Source organism: Streptococcus sp. A22 (assembly GCF_043674215.1).
Taxonomy (GTDB): domain Bacteria; phylum Bacillota; class Bacilli; order Lactobacillales; family Streptococcaceae; genus Streptococcus; species Streptococcus suis_V.
Genome location: NZ_JBIMJQ010000008.1, coordinates 21,475 through 44,845 on the forward strand (window position 1 = coordinate 21,475; position 23,371 = coordinate 44,845).

A 23,371-nucleotide genomic window follows, 5' to 3' on the forward strand; every position below is an offset into this window, starting at 1 on the left:
GAACTATTGTAGCATGAAAATGGAAAAACCGCCCCTTTGGACGGTTGAATGTTTGTGTTCTTAGAAGTTAAAAACATCATTCAAGTTCTCAGCCATAGTTGGGTGAGTGAAGATTTGAGTCTTGAAGTAGGTATATGGAATCTTGTTGTCAATGGCCATAGCAATCAGGTTAATCAGTTCTTCCGAATTGCGGCCAAAGAGCGTTGCCCCAAGAACCAGATTGGTCTTCTTGTCCACGACCACCTTGAAGATACCACGAAGGTCATTGTTGACATGGCCACGTGGCATATTGGCTACTGGCAATTCATTGGCAACCACTTCAAAACCTGCTACCAGAGCCTCCTTCTCCGTCAGACCGACACGCGAAAGGACTGGGTCGATAAAGATGCTAGTAGGTACTGACTTGCGCTGACTGAGGCTGTAGGTGCCAGTCCCAGTCCCAGTCAACTTGCCAAAGACGATACGGAAGTCGTCTAGCGAAGTGTAAGTGAATTGTGGACCGCCATTGACATCGCCCACGGCATAGACACCGGGAACCGTGGTTTCACAGAAGTCATCCACCTTAACAGCACCATTTGGCAAGGTCTCAATGGCCGTATTTTCCAAGCCCAGATCAGCCGTATTTGGCACGCGCCCTGTCGCATAGAGAACCGCATCAAAGACCTGGGTTTCACCGTTGACCGTGAGAGCCACTTGCTCGCCCTGGCTAGCTACCTGCTCGATTTTTGCGTCCAACATAAAGCGGATGCCTGCCTCTTCCATGTAGCCCTTGGCCATAGTTGCCACCCCTTCCTCATCTCTTGAAAGAATAGCAGAGCCAGCTTCAAATACCGTCACGCTGGAGCCCAGTTTATTGTAAAGCACTGCAAATTCCAGACCGATGTTGCCACCGCCGATCACTGCCAAGGTTTCAGGACGAGTTTCCAGATTCTGGATGCCCGTGCTATCGTAGACATGGGCAGTTTCCGTCAAACCAGGAATTGGAAGGACACGTGATGTTGCGCCAGTATTAATGACAATAGTCTCAGCTGTCACTTCCAAACGCTCATCACCAGCCACAACCTCAACCACCTTATCAGCCGTAAAACGCGCAGAACCTTGGATAAGAGTCGTACCGCTGCCTTTCAGCACCATCTCGTTCTTATTGCGCAGACGAGTTGTGATAGTTTCCTTTTGCTCCATGACCTGGTCAAAAGTCCAGTTCTTGTCTGCTGCTACCAAGAGGGTCTTGGTTGGGATACAGCCAATATTGATACAGGTTCCACCAAACATGGCAGGATTTTCCTCGACAAGAGCTACCTTTTTACCAAGTGAGGCCATCTTCCCAGCCAGGGTCTTACCTGCCTTACCAAATCCGATAACCAACAAATCAAATTGTTCCACGAGATCACTCCTAACATTATTTACTTATCTTCATTCTAGCAAAAAAAAAGCATTTTGGCAGAATTTTGCTACGAAAAAAGACTTGAACCATCGTCCAAGTCGATTCTATTTTATGATAAGCTGTCTAGGGCTATCTTCAAGTCTTCAATCAAGTCATTTACATTCTCGAGACCAATTGAAAGACGGATTTGATTTGGAGTGACACCTGCTGCGAGCTGAGCTTCTTCTGGCAATTGAGCATGTGTGGTAGTAGCTGGGTGGACCACCAAAGATTTAGCATCAGCAACGTTGGCCAAATTAGAGAAGATTTCCAAACTATCAATGACTTTACGCGCTTCTTCGGCTCCGCCTTTTACCTGGAAGGAGAAGATGGACCCCACTCCTTTTGGCAAATACTTATCCGCCAGTGCCTTGTAAGGGCTATTGTCCAGCGAAGGATAATTGACGGATTCTACCTTAGGATGATTGAGCAAGAAATCAACGACTTTTTCTGCATTGGACACATGACGCTCAACGCGAAGAGAAAGAGTTTCTAACCCTTGCAACAACAAGAAGGCGTTGAATGGAGCTAGGGCTGCACCCGTGTCACGGAGCAATTGAACACGAACCGCCACAATGAAGGCTGCTGCACCCAAATCACGGGTATAGCTGATATTGTGATAGCTAGGATCTTCCTCAACAAATTGCGGGAACTTCCCAGATGCTGCCCAGTCAAATTTACCAGAGTCAACAATGACACCACCAATTGTTGTACCATGTCCACCGATAAATTTAGTCGCTGAATGTACTGCAATATCTACACCATGTGAGAAGACATTGATGAGATATGGCGTTGCAAACGTATTATCCGATACCAGTGGAATCTGATTTCTATGTGCAATGTCCGCCAATTTTTCAAGGTCAGGAACATTGATAACCGGATTACCCAAGGTCTCAATAAAAACTAGTTTGGTGTTATCTTGAATCGCTGCTTCTACTGCCTCGAAGTCATCAATATCAACAAAGGTGGTTGTGATTCCATAGCGTGGCAAAGTTTCTTTGAAAAGATTAAAGGTACCACCATAGAGAGTTGTTGCTGCTACGATATGATTACCGGCATGAGCCAAAGCTAATATAGTATAGGTGATAGCCGCCATACCAGATGAAGTAGCCAGAGCTCCAACACCACCTTCTAGCGCTGCAATCCGATTCTCAAAGGTTGCTACTGTAGGGTTAGTAATTCGAGTATAGATATTTCCCAATTTGCGAAGAGCAAATAAGTCTTCCGCCTCCTGGGCATCATCAAATACATAAGAGGTTGTTTGATAGATTGGTACAGCACGAGATTTTGAAGCCGCATCTACTTCCTGTCCCGCATGCAATTGCAAGGTCTCAAACGAAAATTCTCTAGTCATAAGGGATCTCCTTTGTTCTTTTTGAACATTGTACTCTATTTTCACAGGCTTGACCAATAGAAATTTTTAATCCAAGGCTATAGTTATAGACTATATCATTCTAAGAAGCAAGAAAAAATACCCAATAATCATGGATTATCGGGTAATACCTATTTCAGTCAACTAATCATCAAGGGTAATTGTTTCAACTACGTTGTCTTTTATGACAAGTTTAAATCCCCTACCCTTGACTGGGAAAATCCCATTTCCAAGGGTTTTTACAACGCTCTGTAATTCCTCGTCTTCAGCTATTATTCGATTCAAGATAGCAACATCAAGCTGCTCAACTCGCTCCAAATAACGCAGCATTGCATGTTCCGAAACAATCAAATCGCTTCGGCCTTTCAATGCCTGGATCCTCTGATTGACTGAATTAAGTTTGGAAGAGACCAGAGAAATTTCTTTACCCACCTGACCTTTACGGTCACGAAGGTTCTCTAGCTGGGCCTCTAATAGAACTTTCTTAGATTCGAGGTACTTGAGTTCCTCTTGTTCTTTACGATTGCTCATATTTTGCCCCCTTTCTATATTTTGCAAAAGAATATCATCTTTGCATAACATCCTCTTCCAAATCTATATTAACATAAATCTAAAAAAATGTCTGGTAAACGACATATAATCCTATAACAATTTCTTATGGTTTTATACTAAATCCTCAAAGGAGATTCGACCAGATTCCCCTTGAAAAACAAGCAAATTTTTGCTATACTTATCTTAGTGAAACCCACATTTTCATGCCTCCAAAAAGGCAAATAACTAATAATTCTGGAGAATGATATAGTCAATTTCAAGACTGGATAACCTATCAGCCTTGTTTATACTTGAACCCTCTTAAACAATGTCACTATCATAGAAAACTATGACATATTTCTACACAAAATGTGATGGTCAATCATTGTGGAAGGACGGGTAACTATGAAAAAATTATTGCTAACCATACCTATTTGGAGTCAGCTCCTATTCCTTTTTCTAGTGCACAGTTTCATAGCCATCTACTTAATGCCCTACTCATTGTATATTTCCATTTCAATTAGTTTAGGAATCTTAATTCGTTACAGTGTCCGTTTCTCTAAGAAAGCTACTCCTAAATCTCCAACATTTTTTCAACCAAAGCCTTGGAGAAAACTCCTCTTCCTTCTTCTGCTATTGTTAGCGGCATTTGTCACTGTTTGGCTGTCCAAAGGCAACCAGCAGCAACTGCTTCGTGGAATCTTAATTGGAACACTCTGCCTCTTAGGTGTAGTGCCTCTAGAAAAGTATGACCAATATTTAAGTCAGTTGCGCACTTAGAATGACCACCCAGCCAAATCTAATCCTGGAAGACATTTTAAGATACATGAAAAATCTCCTAGAATACATTGGTCCTATTGGACTTATTACCCTAATCATTGCCTACAGTATATACAGGAGGCTCCACCCGACGACAGAAGATGATAAGCACCACCTGCCCAGCCGATGTCCAGAATGTTCGTCCACATCTATTCAAGCCTACAAGCCGGCTAGAAAGCGCTACTCTCGAACTGCAGCTATGATGGGCCACCTATTGAATGGTAGTCGAGGAGCTTGGTTTGCTACCCTCTACGAAGCTGACCGAACCTACTACTACTGTCGGTACTGCGGGCACAAATTTGACAGAAAAGAAAATAGATTCCTGGCAGAATAGGATTCACCTACAAGGCACTTGAGGACGCACTCTCAGGTGCTTTTCATATCCAACTAGCTTGCCAATCTTTCCTCCTGCCCAAGATTGGTCTGATAAAGATAGCGCATCCGTTCAATCTGCAAGCGAAATTGCCCGACCAGGGCTGATACATCCAAAACCATTTCCTTAGTTCGAGTTGCTTCCATGACACCATCTACCAAACGACTGACTTCCTCACCATCTCGAACTCCCATAGACCACAGCTCCTGCAAGATAGTAATACCATAGCGCCTCTCATACTCAACCATGCTTTTCAATACCCACTGGTACTCAGTCTGATGTTTCATTTGATTTCTCCTTATACACGACTCAACAGGGAACGATTGTAAAATTGATTGGTTAAACTGGCCTGCAACATGGCCAACTCCACAATAGACTGGTAGTTTGTCAAATCAAGCCCTTCTAATATCCGATAAGATATAAATAATTTTGGCTGCAAGCGACTCAGATGACTGCTCCAGGCAAGCCCATCCTCTTTGAATAAATCAAAGGCAGGAAAATATATCTGATTGACTAACTGATAGGCTCTGCTATTTAACAAATAGGAATAATCCTGCATTACATCTCGGCAAAAGGAAGCTAACCAAATCGCAGCCCTCACCTCTGGATTCCCCTGGTATTTAGCCAGCAAGCGCATGGTCATGAGGCCAGCCGTACCCTCAGACAAGCTGTCAACACACACATCACCCGTATCTAGTCCAAAATGCTCAGCATAATTCTCCCACACCCGATACAAGGTTTCCCACTGAATCTCAGTCCTCCGAACTTCCATTTGTCTATCCTCCAATCCTTCTGTTTTCATCATCTTACCATTATTTTTGATTTTTGTCAAACGTATTAAACATAAAACTTGATATTTTATTCAAGATATGGTAAAATAAGTTAAACAATCAAGGAGGAGAGCCATGATTCTAGGTGACATTTTAAAAAACTACCGGACAAACGAAAAACTATCAATGGATAAATTTGCGGAAAAATCCGGCCTAACAAAGGGTTACATTTCTATGCTGGAAAAAAATCAGCATCCAAAGACTAAGAAGCCCCTTCTACCAACCATGGAAACTCTGGAAAAGATTGCGATTGGGATGGGCATCCCAGTGCATGAACTGATTGCCCAATTGGACCAGGACCAGGATATTGCCCTGACCCTGACACCTGGACAATTTGCCCAATTCCATTACAAAATGTCAAATCAGGTGCAAGAACTAGACCAAATATTGGTAGGTGACTACCGTGATAAATGGATTCACTTTGGCTTTGAGCAGGTAGCTACCATGGCAGATTCAGATGCACCGTCAGGTGAGGTTGTCAAGCTGTCTGACTACTTAGAAACCGTCCAACTTCCTGTCCAAGGCAAGGTGTCTGCTGGTAGCGGTTATTGGCAGGACAGCGACTTTGATAACCTAGTCACTTTTTCTGCTGATACTATTCCTGCTCCACAGGAATACGATGCTATTGCTGAGGTGGTCGGAGATTCAATGGCGCCCTACATTGCCAGCGGTGACTATCTCTTTATCCGTCTCTCTCACCAAGTCGAGCTCAACACTGTAGGAATTTTTTCGGTCAACGGCGAAAATTTTGTCAAAAAAAATAAGGGAACCTATCTCGAATCCCTTAATCCCGACTATGATGATATTCCCTTGTCTGAGGACGACGACATCAGACCAATTGGTCAACTCGTCCAAATTTATTCTCCTGAATAAAATGAAAAATCCTGTGGTTCTCATGAACAGCTCCCTGTCAAGTGGACAATGAAATAATAAAAGATTAGACGACGGCCTTGTTCCTCATTTCAATAGGAGCAAGGCCATTGTTATGCTCTTGAAAACGTTGATGATTGTAAAAATAGATGTAGGCATCAATATCTAAAACTAGCTCCTCAAAAGTCTTATATTTCTTCAAATCATAGCACTCCGTCTTAAAGTGCCCAAAGATACTCTCAATTGGTACATTGTCAATACACTTACCAACACGAGACATAGAGCGTGTCATCTGATACTGGGTAGTTAAACAGTAATAATCTTTCGAAGTATACTGCGAACCTCGGTCGCTGTGAATCAATGGTGTCGCATCAGGATTAGCTTTTCGAGATTTACGAAGCGTCTCTAACACCAACTCATTATCACTAAACTGACCAACCACATAAGCGACAATACCATTATGTTGGCTATGAACTTCCTTTATGACATCTATCAATCTTGTATTTTCTTGTTCAGAAGGAGTTTCTTGATGACGCAACCACTTGTAGTAGCCTGAGCGAGATATCTTTAGAATACGGCACAAGCGGCTGATAGAAGCCTCTTCATGCTCATCCGCATATTCTTTAATTGTTTGAAAAGTTTCCAAGTGGCGACCAAGTCTTACCGTCGATTTCGTCGTTTGATTTCTTCTACCATTTTTAGCAGGCCGTTCTCCATTTCAAGATACTTAATCCGCTCTTCCTGTTGCTTGATTTTAAGGCGTAACTCTTCTTCTGGAGTCAGATTAGGCTTGCTTTCCAGGCCTTTCCCACGACGATCTAGGAGACCGTTAGAACCTTCCTTCTGGAACTTTCTGACTCAAGAATAGACCTGTTGGTAGGAAACACCATACTTCTCAACAGCCCCTTGGTAATCTTTCTCGTGGGCAAGAGTAGAATTCACAATCTCAACCCGTTCGTCAAATGTTGTCTTGCGTCCTTGTTTCATGCGTCTCATTCCTTTACTAGTAGCTTTCAGTTCTTTACCACTAGTATAACTTTTTAGCCAGGATCTGAGAACATAAGGGTCAGAAATATCGTACTTTTCACTGAGACTTCTTAAACTTCCTTGGCCATTGAGATAGTCGGAAACAGCTTGTTCCTTTAGTTCCTTATTATATTTCGTCCAGCGACGACTCTACTCTAGCCTCTCAACACCAGCTTCTTTGTACTTCCGAACCCAGTTCGATAGGGTGTCTTTAGAAATGCCTTGGTTTCTAGTTAACCAACTAAGTGATTTCCTTTCTTCCAAGTGAATGAGAACTATTTCTAGTTTCTCAGATACAGATTTTGGACTTCTTTTGGACATAATAACACTCCCCTTATAGTTTCTAGTGAAAATTTTTGTTTTTTCACTGTCCACTATATGGGGAGCATATCATCAAAACTACAGGATTTTTGCTTTATCTTTGAATAGACGACCAAAATGCAGACTTGGCTTGAGGCTTTTCACCACCAAGTCGACAGGCTCATCCATTTGATTCCTACAAAAGTTTACTTAATCTTTTCTTCTTCATAATCACCGTTCGGGCAGACGACTTGCTTGCCACCACCACGAACCTTCTTCTCAACCAGATAATGGTCACATTTTGGACAGGCACGACCGACCGGCTTATCCCAAGATGTAAATTCACATTCTGGATAACGGTCACATCCGTAGAAAAGACGATTGCGTTTGCTCTTGCGCTCAATGACCTGACCCTGATGACAGACTGGACAGGTCACGCCGATTTCCTTGGTGATTTGCTTGGTATTGCGGCAATCTGGGAAATTGCTACATGCGTAGAATTTACCAAATCGCCCCAGTTTGATGACCATGGGATGACCACAAACGTCACAGTCAAATCCGGCAGGCTCATCCTTGATTTGGATTTTCTCCATTTGCTCCTCAGCCTTGGTCAACTCTATCTTGAAAGGCTGGTAGAAGCTATCGATAATCTTCTGCCACTGCTCTTTTCCAACCTCAACGTCGTCCAATTTCTGCTCCATTTCGGCTGTAAATTTGACGTTGACGATGTCTGGGAAAAATTCAACAATCAATTTATTGACAATCTCGCCCAGCTCTGTCGGCTCAAATCGCTTGGCAGCCAGTTTAACATAATAGCGTTTTTGGATGGTCTCAATGGTCGGTGCATAGGTAGATGGACGACCAACACCATTTTCTTCCAAGGTCTTGATTAGTGTCGCCTCAGAATAGCGAGCTGGTGGCTGCGTAAAGTGCTGCTCAGGATTGGTAGCGGTCCGAGTAACCGTATCACCTTGCTCCATATCCGGCAACATTTTATTCTTGTCTGAGTCGTTGTAAACCGCCATATAACCGTCAAACTTGACTTGGCTACCATTAGCCGCAAAGAGAACACCATTTTTCCCTAGACGAACGCTCATGGTGTCAAATACAGCCGCAGCCATTTGGCTGGCTACAAAACGATTCCAAATCAGTGTATAAAGACGGAGCTGGTCCTTATCCAGATATTTGGCAATGGATTCTGGGGTCAGATTGACATTGGACGGACGAATAGCCTCGTGGGCATCTTGGGCACCACTGGCATTTTTGAACTTGCTGCCATGCTTAGAATAGTTTTGACCAAACCGCTCTGTGATAAAGGCAGCAGCCTGCTCCTGAGCCACTGGACTAATCCGCGTCGAATCGGTACGCATGTAGGTAATAAGACCCTGCGTGCCGCCTGTTCCAAGACTGACCCCTTCATAAAGCTGCTGGGCAATCATCATGGTCTTCCGCGTACGGAAATTGATTTTATTGGCCGCATCCATTTGCATGGTGGAAGTGGTGTACGGTAATGGCGCATTGCGTCTCCGCTCCTTGCGTTCGACTTGCTCCACCAAGAAATCATCACCCTTTAGCCTATCCAAGACTTCCTTGACTTGGTCATTGTTTTCGATTTTGACTTTCTTGCCGTCCACTCCATAAAATGATGCCTGGAATTTTTTCGTTCCTTTTTTGAAGGTAGCGTCAATGGTCCAGTATTCTTCCGGCTTGAAATTGTTGATTTCATTTTCTCGGTCAATGATGAGCTTGAGGGCAACGGATTGCACGCGCCCTGCCGACAAGCCTTTCTTGACCTTTTTCCATAAGATTGGCGAAATCGAATACCCTACGATACGGTCCAAGACCCGACGGGCCTGCTGGGCATCGACCAAGTCATGGTTGATAGCACGCGGCTCCTTGAAGGCATTTTTTACCGCATCCTTGGTGATTTCATTGAATACCACACGGTTTTTGTCCTGCTCATCCAAGCCCAAAATGTGGGCCAAATGCCAGGAAATCGCCTCTCCTTCCCGGTCCGGGTCACTCGCCAGATAGACTTGTTTGGCATTCTTGGCCTCTTTTTTCAAAGAATTAATGAGCGGCCCTTTGCCACGAATATTGATGTATTCTGGTGCGTAGTTATTGTCAAAGTCAATGGACATGCTGGATTTTTTCAAATCACGGATATGTCCGACCGATGCAACTACCTTGTAATTTTTACCAAGATATTTCTCAATGGTCTTGGCCTTGGCAGGCGACTCTACGATAACCAGATTTTTCTTGTTCGCTGTTTTTTTCTTACTAACTGTTTTTGTAGCCATTCTCATTCCTTACAAATATTTTTAACTCACAAAGAATATACTATTTTTCAGCTAGTGTCAAGATTTTTATTTTCCTATAGGAAAACTTATTTTAAAATTGATAGTCAGAAATGATGTCCAAGCCCGATGTGACGCACTTTGCGCCCTCTTGAATCAAATGATGACATCCGTCAGATTTTCCGTCTAAAATGGAGCCTGGAATGGCAAATATTTCCCGCCCTTCTTCCAGGGCACGCTCACAAGTAATCAGGCTACCCGACCGCATTTTTGCCTCGCAGACCACCAGTCCGCCGACCAAACCAGCGATAATCCTATTACGCTCTGGGAAATGAAACTTGAGCGGCTGTTCACCAGGCCCGTACTCTGTTAAGACCAGATGATGCTTGCCTATATAGGACTGCAAATCTTTATTTTCCTTGGGATACGACACATCCAAGCCTGTACCGATGACCGCAATGGTCTGTCCACCATTTTTTAGGCTGGCGATATGGGCCGCCGTGTCAATTCCACGCGCCAGGCCGCTGACAATGACATAGCGATTCTGAAGTTCCTTAATAATCTTCTGGACTGACTGGATGCCGTTTTTACTGGCATTTCGCGTACCAACAACGCCCAACTTTGGTTTATCTAGCAAGTCAAGGTCTCCTTGGTAAAAGAGCAAGACTGGCGGATTGTAAATTTCCTTGAGGGCCAAGGGATAAATGTCATCCAAAATAGAAAAGGATGGAAAGCGATTAAACTCCTCACGGCAGGCCTTGATGTCCAAATTTTTATAATTTTCCATGAAGAGAATGGGATTTTTGCATTCAGATACGACAGCCATGTTGCGCAAGGATAGCTTTTTATCGTACTTCTCTTGGTAAACCAAGATTTTGTGAATATTGAGATTGGTCAGACCAGCCTTTTTCAACTTAAAAATATCAAAATTATTCATATTAATTACCTCTCTACCTGATTTGTTCGTAAAAAAAATAAATCTCCGAAGAAATTCATAGAAAATTTTGAAACTTTTTTATTCTAAGACTAACAAATTCTTAAGAAATTCTCTGAAATATTGTTAGATTATTCTATTGTTCCTATTTTTTAATAATTAATTTGATTGCCTCTTGCAATCGTCTCTCTTGCTCCTCTGGGTCATCAGAAGGATGTTCAATACAGGATTGAACTTTTTGTGCAATGGCAATTCCCATCATGCTATTAATACTGGATCGGACTGCACTAAGCTGCGTTACAATATCTATACATTCTTGTTCTTCTTCAACCATTTTTTGAATACCGCGAAGTTGACCTTCTGCGCGTTTTAATCGATTCATCATATCTTTTTTATCTGTCTTCATATTCTATATGGTACCGATTGTTTGTAAAAAAGTCAATTCAAAAACTTGACAAGTTATCCTCATCTTTGTTATATTTAAAATACCCTATAGGGTATATAAGAGGAGGACACATGCTTAAACAAATCTTATCAGGAATCTTTTCATCTTCTGAGAGTCTTACTGTGGCAGAACTGCCACAAGCCTTACAAGAACCCAATACTATATTATTGGATGTCAGAGAAGTCAATGAATTTAATTCTGGACATATTGCACAAGCAATCAATAGCCCACTGAGTCAACTCGAAAACTTCAAAGGCGATAAAACGAAACAGTATCTCGTCATTTGTCAATCAGGCATGCGCAGTCAACGAGCTACTGAGTATTTGACTAGTAGTGGATACCATGCACTGAATGTTCGTGGCGGAATGAATGCCTGGAACGGTCCTATCAAAGGAGGTCAATAAATGAAAATTCTAATTATTGGTGGTGTTGCGGGAGGAATGTCCGCTGCTACTCGTCTCCGTCGTCTGATGGAGGATGCCGAAATTATCGTATTTGAAAAAGGTCCATACGTCTCCTTCGCTAATTGCGGACTTCCCTATCACGTTTCTGGAGAAATTGCAGATCAAAGCAGTCTATTACTCCAAACACCAGAAAGTTTACAAGAGCGATTTAATCTGGATGTTCGGCCTTTTCACGAAGTCATTAACATCCACCCTGACAAACAAACGGTCACTGTCCAAACTCCAAATGGGCAGGTCGAAGAAACTTATGATAAATTGATTGTATCGCCAGGGGCAAAGCCCTTTATTCCTACCCTAGAGGGTATAGAAAATGCAACCAATTTGTTTACTTTGCGAAATGTACCTGATTTGGAAAAAATCATGACACAACTGAAGAAAGTAGAAAATGGGAAAGCAGTTGTCGTCGGTGCTGGTTTTATTGGTTTGGAAATGGCTGAAAATTTGGCACTCAAGGGAATGGACGTCACACTGATTGAACAAGCTCCTCATGTCTTGCCGCCTTTGGATGAAGAAATGGCTAGCTTTATTGAGGCTGAACTAATATCGAAAGGAATTCGTGTCCTCACGGGTCAGTCTGTAACAGGTTTCAGCCACAATGGACAAGTATTATCTTTAGCAAATGGGGAAACAATTTCTTCTGACTTGATAATCTTATCTGTCGGGGTACAGCCAGATTCAACATTAGCTGCTGATGCAGGAATCGCAGTGGGACTTCGCGGTGGTATTTTGGTTGATGAAAATTATCAGACCAATCTACCAAATATTTATGCGATAGGTGATGCTATCGTGGTTAAGCAAGAGATAACCGGGCAAGACGCTTTGATTTCTCTAGCCTCTCCTGCCAATCGACAAGGTAGACAGGTTGCTGATGTCATTGCTGGTTTAAAACGTATCAATAAAGGGTCTATCGGGACAGCCATCGTTAAAGTATTTGACCTAGTCGCAGCCTCAACCGGTCTAAACGAACGGACGGTTCAGACGCTTGGATTTAACCATGCGGTCGTACATACAACAGGCAAGGATCATGCCGGTTACTATCCGGGTGCAACCGATATTGTCCTCAAGTTGATTTTTTCACCAGTTGATGGCAAAATTTATGGGGCGCAGGCTGTTGGCCAAAAAGGGGTTGATAAACGCATTGATGTAATTGCGACAGCTATTAAGGCTGGTTTGACAATTTTTGATTTACCAGAACTTGAGTTGACCTACGCACCTCCATTTGGCTCGGCTAAAGATCCGGTCAACATGATTGGCTACGCAGCCCTCAATATCGCAGAAGGATTGAGTGAGAATATCCAGTGGCATCAATTGGAGCTAGAGTTGGAAAATGGTGCTATTTTATTGGATGTCCGGAATCATAATGAAGTGCGAAAAGGTCATTTTAAAGATTATATACATATTCCACTCGATCAACTCCGTGACCGAATGAATGAATTAGATAAAAATGAGCGCTACATCGTCAGCTGTCATAGCGGTCTCCGTTCTTATATTGCTGAACGTTTGTTAAAACAACATGGTTTCGATGTAAAGAACTTAGACGGTGCCTATTCTCTCTATAAAATGGTGCGACCTAACGCTATCTTAAACTAGATTATCCCTCCAGACTAGATGGTTCTGGAGGAATTTTTATCTTTTCAATTGACAAATTATTTTCATGATTATATAATCTAGTTATGTATACTAGATTAAACAAAAACGAAAGCGATCATCAATTGCCCTATTGGGAAGACTTGCCAGAGATTGATTTGTATCTAGATCAGGTCTTGCTCTATGTCCATCAGGCTACGCAGTTTTCACCGTCTAAGGAGGACAAGGGGCTGACTGCATCTATGGTGAACAATTATGTCAAACACAAGCATTTGGAAAAGCCTATCAAAAAGAAATACCAGAAACACCAATTGGCTCGACTGATTGCGCTGACTTGTTTGAAGAATGTATTTTCCATCCAAGAAATCAGCCAGACCCTGAATATCTTACAGTCCCACTACTCTTCAGATAGGCTCTACAATTATTTTGTGGATTGTATGAATGAAAATGAGATGGAGACAGCTCCTGAAATCATTCGTTATGCTTGCCAGACCTTGAAACTCTACCGCAAGACGCATCAGCTGGCTTTAGAATTAGAAAGAGGCTAGTCATGGATTACAAAATGAAACTCAGTATTCCCCTAACATTCGGCGAAGAAGTCGCTAACAGCGTCACGCATGCTATTGGTGCCCTTCTGATGCTGGCTCTACTGCCCATTACCGCTGTGCATGCCTTTAAGGATTACAATATCACTGCTGTGGTTGGAATGTCCATTTTTGTCAGCAGTCTGTTCCTGATGTTCCTCTCTTCTTCTATCTATCATTCCATGCCCTATACTTCGGTCCATAAGTATGTTTTGCGGATGATTGACCATAGTATGATTTACATCGCCATTGCGGGCAGCTATACACCTGTTGCTCTCTCCTTAGTCGGTGGTTGGTTGGGCTATCTGATTATCAGCTTACAGTGGGGCATTACGATTTTCGGCATTCTCTACAAAATATTTGCCAAAGAAATCAATGAAAAATTTAGTTTGGCACTCTATCTGATTATGGGCTGGCTCATCATTTTTATCCTGCCGGTCATTTTCCAACAGACCAATCTGACTTTCGGGCTCCTCATGTTGGCAGGGGGATTATCTTATTCAATCGGTGCTCTCTTTTATGCCAAGAAACGACCCTATTTTCACATGATTTGGCACTTGTTTATTCTCCTAGCCTCAGCCCTGCAGTATATCGCCATTGTCTATTTTATGTTATACTAGAAATCCGATAGACGTTCCAATTTCATGCGATTTTTTGCTTTCCATGATAAACTGATACATAGGAAATGTTAGAAGCTGCATTCAGAGCTTGGCACTTTTATATAAGTTCACCTTACTTATGAATACAATTTCTTAGAAAGTAAAAATTATGATTACCAAAGAATTTGACACCATTACTGCCATATCGACTCCCTTGGGTGAGGGCGCTATCGGCATTGTCCGCCTATCTGGCACAGATGCTTTTGCCATTGCCAGCAAGGTTTTCAAGGGAAAGGACTTAGCAACAGTTCCTAGCCACAGCCTCAACTACGGCCACATTATTGACCCTGCGACAGGGCAAGTGCTTGACGAGGTCATGCTGGGTGTCATGCGTTCCCCAAAGACCTTCACGCGCGAAGATGTCATTGAAATTAATACCCACGGAGGCATCGCCGTTACCAACGAAATTCTCCAGCTCCTGATTCGCCAAGGTGCTCGGATGGCTGAGCCGGGTGAATTTACCAAGCGTGCCTTTCTCAACGGTCGTGTGGATTTGACCCAGGCCGAAGCCGTCATGGATGTTATCCGCGCCAAGACCGACAAGGCCATGCACAATGCCGTACGCCAGCTTGACGGCTCCCTTTCCCAGCTCATCAACGACACCCGCCAGGAGATTCTCAACACACTGGCTCAGGTCGAGGTCAACATCGACTACCCTGAGTACGACGACGTGGAGGAGGCGACGACAGAGCTGGTCCGTGAGAAGACCCTCCAGTTCCAAGCTCTTCTAGAAAATCTCCTCCGCACTGCCCGCCGTGGAAAAATCCTGCGTGAAGGCATCGCAACCGCCATTATTGGTCGTCCCAATGTGGGAAAATCCAGCCTGCTCAATAACCTCCTCCGCGAGGAAAAAGCCATCGTTACAGACATCGCAGGAACAACCCGCGACGTTATCGAAGAATACGTCAACATCAAAGGCGTCCCCCTCAAGCTGATTGATACCGCTGGTATCCGTGAAACAGATGACATCGTTGAAAAAATCGGTGTGGAACGCTCCAAAAAAGCCCTTGAGGAGGCCGACCTCATCCTGCTAGTCCTCAACGCATCCGAACACCTGACTGAGCAAGATCGCAACCTACTAGCCATTTCCGATTTGGCCAACCGTATTGTCCTGCTCAACAAGACCGACTTGGAAGAACAGATTGAAGCAGACCAGCTGCCTGAGGAGGTCATCCGCATTTCCGTCTTAAAAAACCAGAACATCGACCAGATTGAAGAAAAAATCAACCAGCTCTTCTTTGAAAATGCTGGTCTGGTAGAGCAAGATGCCACCTACCTCTCCAATTCTCGCCACATTTCCTTGATTGAACAAGCCGTCCAAAGCCTGCAAGCTGTCAATGACGGACTGGAAATGGGCATGCCTGTCGACTTGTTACAGGTTGACCTGACCCGCTGTTGGCAAATATTGGGAGAAATCACAGGCGATGCCGCTCCAGACGAACTCATCACCCAGCTCTTTAGTCAATTCTGTCTTGGAAAGTAAGGAAATTTAGGTGTGGAGATCGTGCTTACTGAAGAGCTGCAAGGCTTCCATGGCACTTTCACAACGCTCATCCTAGAAAAATGCTTGACTAAACAGCAGTCTAGTGGCATTTATTCAGGCAAATAAGCAAGTAATCCCTATTCATGTAATGCAAATTATTTACATGGATTTTTCTTTTTTATTCTTGCTTTTTCATTTTTGTTTTGATTGTTTTTTTTACAAAATATTTGTTATAATAATGTCATAAAGGAGGTCTTCCTATGAAAAAAATTATCATTCTGCTATCTACCGTTTTTCTCCTTGTGCTAGGTGTCATCAGCTGGAAACTATTAACCTCTGGTCATGCCAAGTTTGAACTCCAAGATTCAGCTTCAATGTATATTATTTATCCTAATCAGATTGAGACCTATCAACTAGAAGGAAATGACCTCAAGCTCTTGAATCGACAAGAGATGGGAGGCATTGTTTTCCCTCTAGGAAATAGCCACAAGCTCCAAAATCGTTATCTGATGCTCTCAAGCAGCGCCCCAAAATCCTACGCAGAAAATGTCACTTCGCTGGATTTTGAAACAGGTACGATTTCCCAGAAAGCCACCAAGTTTCATGATTACATTGCAGGGAGCGACGAGCACCATCTCTATATGGCTGGTAGGCACCTGACTTGGTTTGATACGAGTGGCAAAGAGGCTGGACAACTTACTCTGCCTGAAGATTTTTCTACCCTGCCTAGCATCATGACCGATTCTGGCGATTTGCTTGTTCTGTACGGTCACAGGTATGTAATAGATAAACCTGAAGAAACCCGTGCTTACTATCTGATTTTTGACAAGAAATCTGAGAAAATTGTAGACGAGATTGAGGTACCACTTAGTCATCAAGTCCGCCAAGGTATCCTGAAAAATAGTCTTGTCTATCACCCGATTTTGACCTATTATCATGGTGATGGGCAACAGGAAACCTCTTATGATGTGCAGACCTTCGATCCTAAAACAAAAGAAATCGGAAAAATCCAGCTCTCTCATCCGCATCCCTCTACCATTCACAATCTGGGAGACAAGCATCTCCTATTGATTGAACATGATAGTTATATTAGCAAATATCCTCATTTCACCCTCTATAACTTAGAAACTCAAGAAGAGAGCTACCATGCCTTTCCTAACTTATCTGATAGCGACAGCCCAATCAAACATATTCAACTGTTGGATCAAGAACGATTACTGTTCACAAAGGATAATCAAGTCATCATTTATAATTTCAAACATTCTGAAATTCTCAATCAGACAAGCCTGCCATCTGAATATGTAGCTGGTGTCTGGCTTACCCCCTAAGAAAAAGGAACTCGCTCGAGTTCCTTTTCACTTCTATTCTTTATCTTGTAAATCAACGCTTGGTACTGTTGTTGCAGCATCGTTAGTCGCTTGGAAGAGGTCTACTTTCTCATAGCCAAAAAGATTGGCGTAGATAGAGGTCGGGAACTTCCTGATTTTTTTATTGTAGGCTGTTGCCACCGTATTATAATCCTTGCGGGCCACTAAAATCCGATTTTCTGTGCCTTCAAGCTCGGTAATTAAGTCCGATACCTGCTGGTTGGCTGTGATTTGTGGATAATTTTCCGCCACTACCAAAAGGCGAGAAACTGCTGAATCTAGCTGAGTCTGAGCCTGATTGTACTCTGCGGAACCTTGCTGGCTGGAACCAATCTTGGCACGCGCATCCGCGATAGCTGTAAAAATATCTTTCTCATGCTCCATGGCCCCCTTGACGGCCGATACAACGTTGGGAATCAGATCATAACGTCGCTGGAGCTGGGTCTGGACATTGGCCTGGGCGTTCTCCACTTCGGCGTGGCTGTCCACCAGACCATTGTACTGACCGATTGCTCCTATTCCCAAAAATAGCAAAGCGACTAGGGGGATGAGGAAGGTTAACCATTTTTTATTCATACTATTTCCTTTCTTTTTCTACCAACCAGATGAGGCGCCGCCTCCGCCGCCTCCACCACCGGACCAGCCACCTCCGCCGCCAAAGCTAGATGAGGAATGGTCAGAATGATGGTGTTGATGGTAATGATAATCGTCGCCCCACATCCAAAGTAGGCTACCTGGACCACCTCCGCGGCCACCACGACTGGACTTATCAATAATGATAAAAATAATAACCAGAACAATAATGAGGATGAAAAATGAACCGACATCATCGTCACTATAAGTTTCTTGACTTTCTAAGCTAGCCAGCTGCTGGGCTCCCAGGTCAGTCCCGTAAAAGCGGTCGCCGATGGAATTGACAATGTAGGTGACACCAGCATCATGGTCCTCCTGGCGGAAAAACTCCCTGGAGGAATCTAAAATATCTTTGGCCTCTATATCCATAATGACGGTGGCTGCATTGTCCGAGGTCTCTATCCGAAACTGCCTGTCATCTATGGCAATGACCAGCAAAATCCCGTTATCCGTCCCAGAAAATCCCACCTGCCAGTGACGAAAGAGCTCATTGGAAAAACTTTCTAAGTCATCATTCAGATGGTCCGTCACATAGACCCCCACCTGCAATTTTTGACCGGTACGCTCCCATTCTTGATTCTTTTGGTCAATACTGGCGATCGTATCAGCTGATAGGTAGCCTTGTTGGTCTACTACCGTCGTATCCAGCGGCCGATCTGGCAACTGGTCCGCTCTAACAATTGGCGGAAATAAGGCCAGCAAAACTAGTAGACTGACCAAGATTCCGCCTAGCCATACCACATACTTTCTCATCTCAACACCTCCTTCGGCACAAAAAGACAAGAAATCATCTATTTTCTATATACAATTATATCATATTGTGTACTGTTGAACAATATTTTTTATGTCCCTCTGCAATCTGGGTAAGACACGTTCCTTGAACCAGGGATGCTTGGCCTTCCAGATATTATTTCTAGGAGAAGGATGGGGCAGAGGAAAATAACTGGGCAAATAATCCTCAAAATGTCGGACCCTTTCGGTCAAGTTCCTCTGGGATTTCCCAAAAATAGCTTCCTGAGCATAGCTCCCAATTAAAAGCGTCATATCAATATGAGGCAAATGTTGCAAGATGAGCGGATGCCACTTGTCAGCGAAGTCCTTGCGCGGTGGCAAGTCACCTGTCTTACCCTTACCAGGATAATAAAAATCCATAGGAAGAATAGCAAACAGACCTGAGTCATAAAAGGTTTCTCGGTCCACCCCCAACCAATTCCGAAGATTATCGCCACTAGCATCATCAAAAAGTCGACCTTTTTCTTGTGTTTTCAAACCCGGCGCCTGCCCGATAATCAGAATGCGAGCAGTCTCAGGCGCCTGAAAGAGCGGTTCAATCCCTTGACGTGTAAAAACTTGATTGGCAGGGTCAGACATAATAGCCCGACGAATGGAGGATAGCTGCATATTGTGTCTCCTAAAAAAGACGGAAATCCCGTCTTTCCATCTCTTATTTAATCAACTCATAAATGGCCTCTGCGTAAATTGCCGCGGCACGATAGAGGTCTTCTATATCCGCAAATTCATTGGCCTGGTGCATGGTATCTGTGTATCCTGGGAACATGGCTCCATAGGCAACGCCACGCTCTAGCAGGCGACCAAAGGTTCCGCCACCGATGACTTGCTCGTGACCTTTCAGTCCTGTGTGTTTCTCATAAACAGACAGGAGAATGGCTACCATTGGGTCGTCAATCGGGCAATAATGCGGTGTGTGACCGTGGGCTGACAGGCTGACACTTTCTACCTCAAATTTCTCCAAGCCAGCCTTGATGACTTCAGGACTGGTGTTTTTTGGATAGCGGAAATTGAGGGCAATGGTGTTGTCTACTGCGCCTGCATCAAACTTGAAGACACCAGCGTTCATGGACAGGGCACCCATTTGCTGGTCGTAGATAGCTACGCCTAATTTTTTCGCATCGTGGTCCTCAAATAGAGTTTCTCCGGCAAGTTCCAAATAAGCCTTGGCTGCACCTTCAAAGGCAAACTGGTTGAGGAATTTAGCCAAGTAGGTCGCCCCATTGACCCCATTTTCTGGGTGGGCACCGTGGGCTGATTTTCCGATGACGGTCACTTGGACACGACCGTCAGACAGATTATCCGCGCTAGCTGACACGCCGTATTCCGCTGAGAAGGCTGCCAATTTATCCTCAAGACTATCTAACTGACCAGAGATGACTGCTGTCGCGGACTCAGGCACCATGTTCTCACGAAGACCGCCTGTAAAGCTATGCAACTGAGCAGCTCCGCTATTTTCCCCAGCAAAATGCAAATAAGCTGTGATGTTGCCCTTTTCACCGTTGATAATCGGGAACTCGGCATCAGGAGAAAATCCGAAATCTGGCAGAGGGAGACCAACGTTTGCGAAGTAATAATCCATGTCCGCCCAGCCCGACTCTTCGTCGGTACCTACGATAAAGCGGACTTTCTTAGAGATTGGCAAGTCCAATTCTTTGATGATTTTCAAACCGTAGTAGCAAGCCATAGTCGGCCCCTTGTCGTCGGACGAACCGCGCGCAAAGAGCTTCCCATCGATGATTTGTGGCTCGTAGGGGTCTGTATTCCAGCCACTACCAGCAGGAACTACATCCAAATGCCCGAAGATACCAAGTACCTCATCGCCTTCACCGAACTCAAAATGTCCAGCATAATTGTCAACATTTTTGGTCGGATAGCCGTCACGCTCAGCAATTTCTAGAAATTTATCCAAGGCACGGACAGGACCCGGTCCGAATGGGTGTTGGGCATCTGCTTGGCTATCGTCGCGCTCTGAATTGATGCGCAAGAGGTCGAATAAATCCGTCATGAATTCATCCTTGCGTTTGTCTACTTCTGCTCTAAAATTGATTGTCATACTGTCTCCTTTGCAATGTAAATGTAAGTCTATTTTATCATAATTTATCATGCAGATATAGAAAAAACTGACCTTTTTCAAGATCAGTTTATTCTTATTCAAATTCCAATTGCACCTTGTCCGTAAAATAAGACTTGTAGGCTGCGTATGATGCGATAACGGAGGCCAGACTGGTAGCCGACAGGAGCATGAACATGACCATAATCTGGTAACGAATGGCAGCTACAGGGTCAACACCTGCAAAAATCAGACCAGACATCATGCCGGGCAGGCTGACCAGACCAACCGTCTTGGCTGAATCAATAGTCGGTTGCATTCCTGTCCTGATACTTTCGCGCAAAATGTCCTGCGAAGCCAATTTGGCAGGCGCGCCCAAGCTCAATTTCTCCAAGACCTGCTGGCGATTATCCGTAAAGAGACGGTACATGGCTCGATAGGACAGACCGATGGCCGACATGGCATTGCTAGCTAGCATACCAGAAATAGGAATGACCTGCGAGGGAATGAACTTAATAGCCCCCGACCAAATCAAAATGCTCAAGGTCAATCCAGTGGAAATCAGAAGCGCAAAAAATGGATGCCAGAAGGACTTGTTGACGACAGGATTACGCTTATTGGCCTGACGACTAGCATTGTAGAGAATGACTAGGACCATGACCAAGCTCAACCAGCCATTAGATACTTGAAAGACAAACTTCAAGACATAGCCGACCAGAAAGAGTTGGACCACCGTCCGCAAGACAGCCATCACAATGTCTTTGGTAATTCCCAGTTTTTCCTTTTGGCTGATGCTAAGCGCAATCAAGACCAGACCAAAGACCAAGGCCAGAGAAAGATTGCTTACATTTACTTGGTTCATTGGACAATTCTCCCCTTCTCTACCTGGATAATGGTGCTGGCTGCTGCTATTTCCTCCACATCATGCGTGACTTCGACAATGGTGTGTCCTGCCTTGTGGTAATCGGCAATCAAGTCATGCACCAAGGCTTTGCTTGTCGCGTCTAATCCAGCCGTCACTTCGTCCAGTAAGAGCACCTGGGGCTCAAAGAGAAGATTGCGGACCAAGGCCACGCGCTGTTTTTCACCGCCCGACAATTCGGAGATTTTCTTGTCTAAAAATGTCGCTGGTAAATCCACCTTGGCAAGGGCTTGAACCACGCGTTCTTCATCAACATCCAGCTGACGAATGTTAAAGGGAAAGGCAAGGTTATCCCGCACCGTTTGCCCAAAGAGAACCGGCTGCTGGAAACAATAGGAAACCTCTCTGCGGTAGAGAGGCATATCCATTTGTGCCAAATCCTGAGACTGGTAGAGAACTTGTCCTTGACTAGGAGAAGTCAACCCTGCCAGCAGTTTTAAAATCGAACTCTTACCAGACCCGGACGGACCAACCAAGGTCAGGCGCTGACCAGCATCTATACTGAGCGTCACATCCTCCAAAATGGTCGTGTCCGCATGGACTAAGCCGACTTGATTTAGCTGAAAAATCGGCATTAGTGACCTGCCTCCTCTGCCTCTTCCGCAGCCATTGCAATAGCCTGAGTCTCGTGAATAGTGCCATGCGCATGGTGAGCAGGACCATAGATAGAATAGAGTTTCAAGTCCTCATCGCCAATGTTGATAACATTGTGGTAGGTATCTTTTGGAATTAAAATGGCAAATTCTGGAACTACTTCTGTATCAAGGGTAATGTTGTCCGCATCTGTTCCCATGATAACCCGTCCCTTCCCTTGCTCCACGCGCAAGAATTGATCATTTTCAGCATGCACTTCCGCGCCAATATCCCCACCAACTGGAATCGACATGAGGGTCACCTGCAAGAGTTCCCCAGTCCAAAGGGCTGTCCGGTAGTTTGTATTTTCCAAGGTTGCGTCTTCAATATTTGTTACAAATGGTGCTTTACCAAAATCTTTCGTTGTCATCTTATATACCTCTCAAATTTTAATCATTCTAAAGTTTATTTAGAATTGTTATAATTATAGAACTTCATCTGCAACTTGTCAAGAAAGAAATTGAAAAAAATTCATAAAAAAATTGACCAGCTTAACTGATCAATCTTTCCTAGTAAAATGAGCAATTTCTTCTTGGCTGGTCGCATCTACAAAAGCCACCTGCTCTAGATTGCCAATCAGGTCAAATAGGGACTGACTGTTTGACTGGAGCTCCTCTGCCTCTTTGTCAGAGGCTTTATCTACCTTCAAAAATACTGTCAATTGATAGGGTTCCTTGTCTGATTGGATTTCGATATGGTCATAAGTATAACCTTCAGGATAATCCTGTAAAGCAGCTAACTGAATGACCTTGCTATTGTCACCAACATAGTCTGTTTTGTACTGTTCCAGATTCACCTCTTGGCTTTTTTCTGCCTGACAGGCTGCTAAAAAGACGAGGAACAAACAGGAAACAAGAAATAAATATTTTCGCATGACTTTTCCTCCTGAAGCTTATATACTTTAAATTGTAAACCCTTACACAAAGCCTGTCAAGAAAATTGACTTCATGTAATGTATACTAAGAACAGGCTGTATC

The 23,371-nt window shown here is 43.9% G+C and carries 25 protein-coding genes and 1 pseudogene; 9 read left to right on the top strand and 17 right to left on the bottom strand.

Features of this window, described 5'->3' with window-relative positions:
- Positions 1-60 precede the first annotated feature (60 nt).
- The 3 genes from ACHBHN_RS04705 to ACHBHN_RS04715 all read right to left on the bottom strand — a co-directional run bounded on the left by ACHBHN_RS04705 (position 61) and on the right by ACHBHN_RS04715 (position 3,377).
- Positions 61-1,383: an FAD-containing oxidoreductase gene (locus ACHBHN_RS04705; RefSeq protein WP_394733704.1), complete on the bottom strand. Its 1,323-nt coding sequence runs from the start codon at positions 1,381-1,383 to the stop codon at positions 61-63.
- 110 nt (positions 1,384-1,493) lie between these two features.
- The gene (locus ACHBHN_RS04710; protein ID WP_105122793.1) at positions 1,494-2,777 is read right to left on the bottom strand and encodes an O-acetylhomoserine aminocarboxypropyltransferase/cysteine synthase family protein; all 1,284 of its coding nucleotides are present in this window, start codon (positions 2,775-2,777) and stop codon (positions 1,494-1,496) included.
- Between the two features lie 162 nt (positions 2,778-2,939).
- Positions 2,940-3,377 (bottom strand): hypothetical protein, encoded by a 438-nt coding sequence (locus tag ACHBHN_RS04715; protein ID WP_105110576.1) that lies wholly within the window; start codon positions 3,375-3,377, stop codon positions 2,940-2,942.
- A gap of 354 nt (positions 3,378-3,731) precedes the next feature.
- Between ACHBHN_RS04715 and ACHBHN_RS04720 the strand changes: the two genes are divergently transcribed.
- Positions 3,732-4,106: a hypothetical protein gene (locus tag ACHBHN_RS04720; RefSeq protein WP_105122792.1), complete on the top strand. Its 375-nt coding sequence runs from the start codon at positions 3,732-3,734 to the stop codon at positions 4,104-4,106.
- A gap of 46 nt (positions 4,107-4,152) precedes the next feature.
- Entirely contained in the window at positions 4,153-4,479 is a 327-nt protein-coding gene (locus ACHBHN_RS04725; protein ID WP_105110578.1) for a hypothetical protein, read from the top strand.
- A 53-nt stretch (positions 4,480-4,532) separates the two neighbouring features.
- On the opposite strand, the gene ACHBHN_RS04730 is transcribed toward ACHBHN_RS04725, so the two are convergent.
- Together ACHBHN_RS04730 and ACHBHN_RS04735 are read right to left on the bottom strand one after the other, a co-directional pair.
- Complete coding sequence (locus ACHBHN_RS04730) at positions 4,533-4,805, bottom strand: hypothetical protein (protein WP_105110579.1); 273 nt, start codon at positions 4,803-4,805, stop codon at positions 4,533-4,535.
- A gap of 11 nt (positions 4,806-4,816) precedes the next feature.
- Positions 4,817-5,323: a hypothetical protein gene (locus ACHBHN_RS04735; protein WP_394732595.1), complete on the bottom strand. Its 507-nt coding sequence runs from the start codon at positions 5,321-5,323 to the stop codon at positions 4,817-4,819.
- Between the two features lie 100 nt (positions 5,324-5,423).
- On the opposite strand from ACHBHN_RS04735, the gene ACHBHN_RS04740 reads away from it, so the two are divergent.
- On the top strand, positions 5,424-6,221 hold the full coding sequence (locus ACHBHN_RS04740) for an XRE family transcriptional regulator (protein WP_105122790.1): 798 nt from the start codon (positions 5,424-5,426) through the stop codon (positions 6,219-6,221).
- A gap of 64 nt (positions 6,222-6,285) precedes the next feature.
- On the opposite strand, the pseudogene ACHBHN_RS04745 reads toward ACHBHN_RS04740, so the two are convergent.
- The 4 genes and pseudogenes from ACHBHN_RS04745 to ACHBHN_RS04760 all read right to left on the bottom strand — a co-directional run bounded on the left by ACHBHN_RS04745 (position 6,286) and on the right by ACHBHN_RS04760 (position 11,181).
- Positions 6,286-7,565, bottom strand: a pseudogene (locus ACHBHN_RS04745) (helix-turn-helix domain-containing protein).
- A 185-nt stretch (positions 7,566-7,750) separates the two neighbouring features.
- Positions 7,751-9,844, bottom strand: a complete 2,094-nt coding sequence (gene topA, locus ACHBHN_RS04750; protein WP_105122789.1) for a type I DNA topoisomerase — start codon at positions 9,842-9,844, stop codon at positions 7,751-7,753.
- 91 nt (positions 9,845-9,935) lie between these two features.
- Positions 9,936-10,778: a DNA-processing protein DprA gene (gene dprA, locus ACHBHN_RS04755; protein ID WP_172095214.1), complete on the bottom strand. Its 843-nt coding sequence runs from the start codon at positions 10,776-10,778 to the stop codon at positions 9,936-9,938.
- Positions 10,779-10,920: 142 nt separating this feature from the next.
- Positions 10,921-11,181 (bottom strand): metal-sensitive transcriptional regulator, encoded by a 261-nt coding sequence (locus ACHBHN_RS04760; protein WP_105122788.1) that lies wholly within the window; start codon positions 11,179-11,181, stop codon positions 10,921-10,923.
- 110 nt (positions 11,182-11,291) lie between these two features.
- Here ACHBHN_RS04760 and ACHBHN_RS04765 point away from each other — a divergent pair, with 110 nt between their 5' ends.
- The 6 genes from ACHBHN_RS04765 (at position 11,292) to ACHBHN_RS04790 (ending at position 17,325) form a co-directional block, all read left to right on the top strand.
- Positions 11,292-11,624: a rhodanese-like domain-containing protein gene (locus tag ACHBHN_RS04765; protein ID WP_172023578.1), complete on the top strand. Its 333-nt coding sequence runs from the start codon at positions 11,292-11,294 to the stop codon at positions 11,622-11,624.
- A complete protein-coding gene (locus ACHBHN_RS04770) occupies positions 11,625-13,274 on the top strand; it encodes an FAD-dependent oxidoreductase (protein WP_394733705.1) in 1,650 nt (549 codons plus the stop codon).
- An 83-nt stretch (positions 13,275-13,357) separates the two neighbouring features.
- Positions 13,358-13,819, top strand: coding sequence for a DUF1836 domain-containing protein (locus ACHBHN_RS04775; protein ID WP_125265623.1), 462 nt, complete (start codon positions 13,358-13,360; stop codon positions 13,817-13,819).
- Positions 13,820-13,821: 2 nt separating this feature from the next.
- A complete protein-coding gene (locus ACHBHN_RS04780; protein WP_105160804.1) occupies positions 13,822-14,475 on the top strand; it encodes a hemolysin III family protein in 654 nt (217 codons plus the stop codon).
- A gap of 148 nt (positions 14,476-14,623) precedes the next feature.
- Entirely contained in the window at positions 14,624-15,997 is a 1,374-nt protein-coding gene (gene mnmE / locus ACHBHN_RS04785; RefSeq protein ID WP_394732593.1) for a tRNA uridine-5-carboxymethylaminomethyl(34) synthesis GTPase MnmE, read from the top strand.
- 260 nt (positions 15,998-16,257) lie between these two features.
- Complete coding sequence (locus ACHBHN_RS04790) at positions 16,258-17,325, top strand: hypothetical protein (RefSeq protein ID WP_394733706.1); 1,068 nt, start codon at positions 16,258-16,260, stop codon at positions 17,323-17,325.
- A 33-nt stretch (positions 17,326-17,358) separates the two neighbouring features.
- Here the strand turns inward: ACHBHN_RS04790 and ACHBHN_RS04795 are convergent, their stop codons facing one another.
- From ACHBHN_RS04795 to ACHBHN_RS04830, 8 genes are all read right to left on the bottom strand, one after another.
- Entirely contained in the window at positions 17,359-17,940 is a 582-nt protein-coding gene (locus ACHBHN_RS04795; protein WP_172058883.1) for a LemA family protein, read from the bottom strand.
- 18 nt (positions 17,941-17,958) lie between these two features.
- The gene (locus ACHBHN_RS04800; protein WP_394733707.1) at positions 17,959-18,750 is read right to left on the bottom strand and encodes a TPM domain-containing protein; all 792 of its coding nucleotides are present in this window, start codon (positions 18,748-18,750) and stop codon (positions 17,959-17,961) included.
- A 60-nt stretch (positions 18,751-18,810) separates the two neighbouring features.
- The gene (locus ACHBHN_RS04805; RefSeq protein ID WP_394733708.1) at positions 18,811-19,398 is read right to left on the bottom strand and encodes a uracil-DNA glycosylase family protein; all 588 of its coding nucleotides are present in this window, start codon (positions 19,396-19,398) and stop codon (positions 18,811-18,813) included.
- Between the two features lie 43 nt (positions 19,399-19,441).
- Positions 19,442-20,842, bottom strand: coding sequence for a dipeptidase PepV (gene pepV / locus ACHBHN_RS04810; RefSeq protein ID WP_394733709.1), 1,401 nt, complete (start codon positions 20,840-20,842; stop codon positions 19,442-19,444).
- A 94-nt stretch (positions 20,843-20,936) separates the two neighbouring features.
- Positions 20,937-21,701 carry an ABC transporter permease gene (locus ACHBHN_RS04815; RefSeq protein ID WP_394733710.1) on the bottom strand — a complete coding sequence of 255 codons (765 nt, stop codon included), beginning with the start codon at positions 21,699-21,701 and terminating at the stop codon, positions 20,937-20,939.
- On the bottom strand, positions 21,698-22,336 hold the full coding sequence (locus ACHBHN_RS04820) for an ATP-binding cassette domain-containing protein (RefSeq protein WP_394733711.1): 639 nt from the start codon (positions 22,334-22,336) through the stop codon (positions 21,698-21,700). The genes ACHBHN_RS04815 and ACHBHN_RS04820 overlap by 4 nt, the downstream gene beginning before the upstream one ends.
- Positions 22,336-22,764 carry a cupin domain-containing protein gene (locus tag ACHBHN_RS04825; RefSeq protein ID WP_172079226.1) on the bottom strand — a complete coding sequence of 143 codons (429 nt, stop codon included), beginning with the start codon at positions 22,762-22,764 and terminating at the stop codon, positions 22,336-22,338. The genes ACHBHN_RS04820 and ACHBHN_RS04825 overlap by 1 nt, the downstream gene beginning before the upstream one ends.
- A gap of 129 nt (positions 22,765-22,893) precedes the next feature.
- Positions 22,894-23,268, bottom strand: a complete 375-nt coding sequence (locus tag ACHBHN_RS04830; protein WP_394733712.1) for a DUF4825 domain-containing protein — start codon at positions 23,266-23,268, stop codon at positions 22,894-22,896.
- Positions 23,269-23,371: the final 103 nt, after the last annotated feature.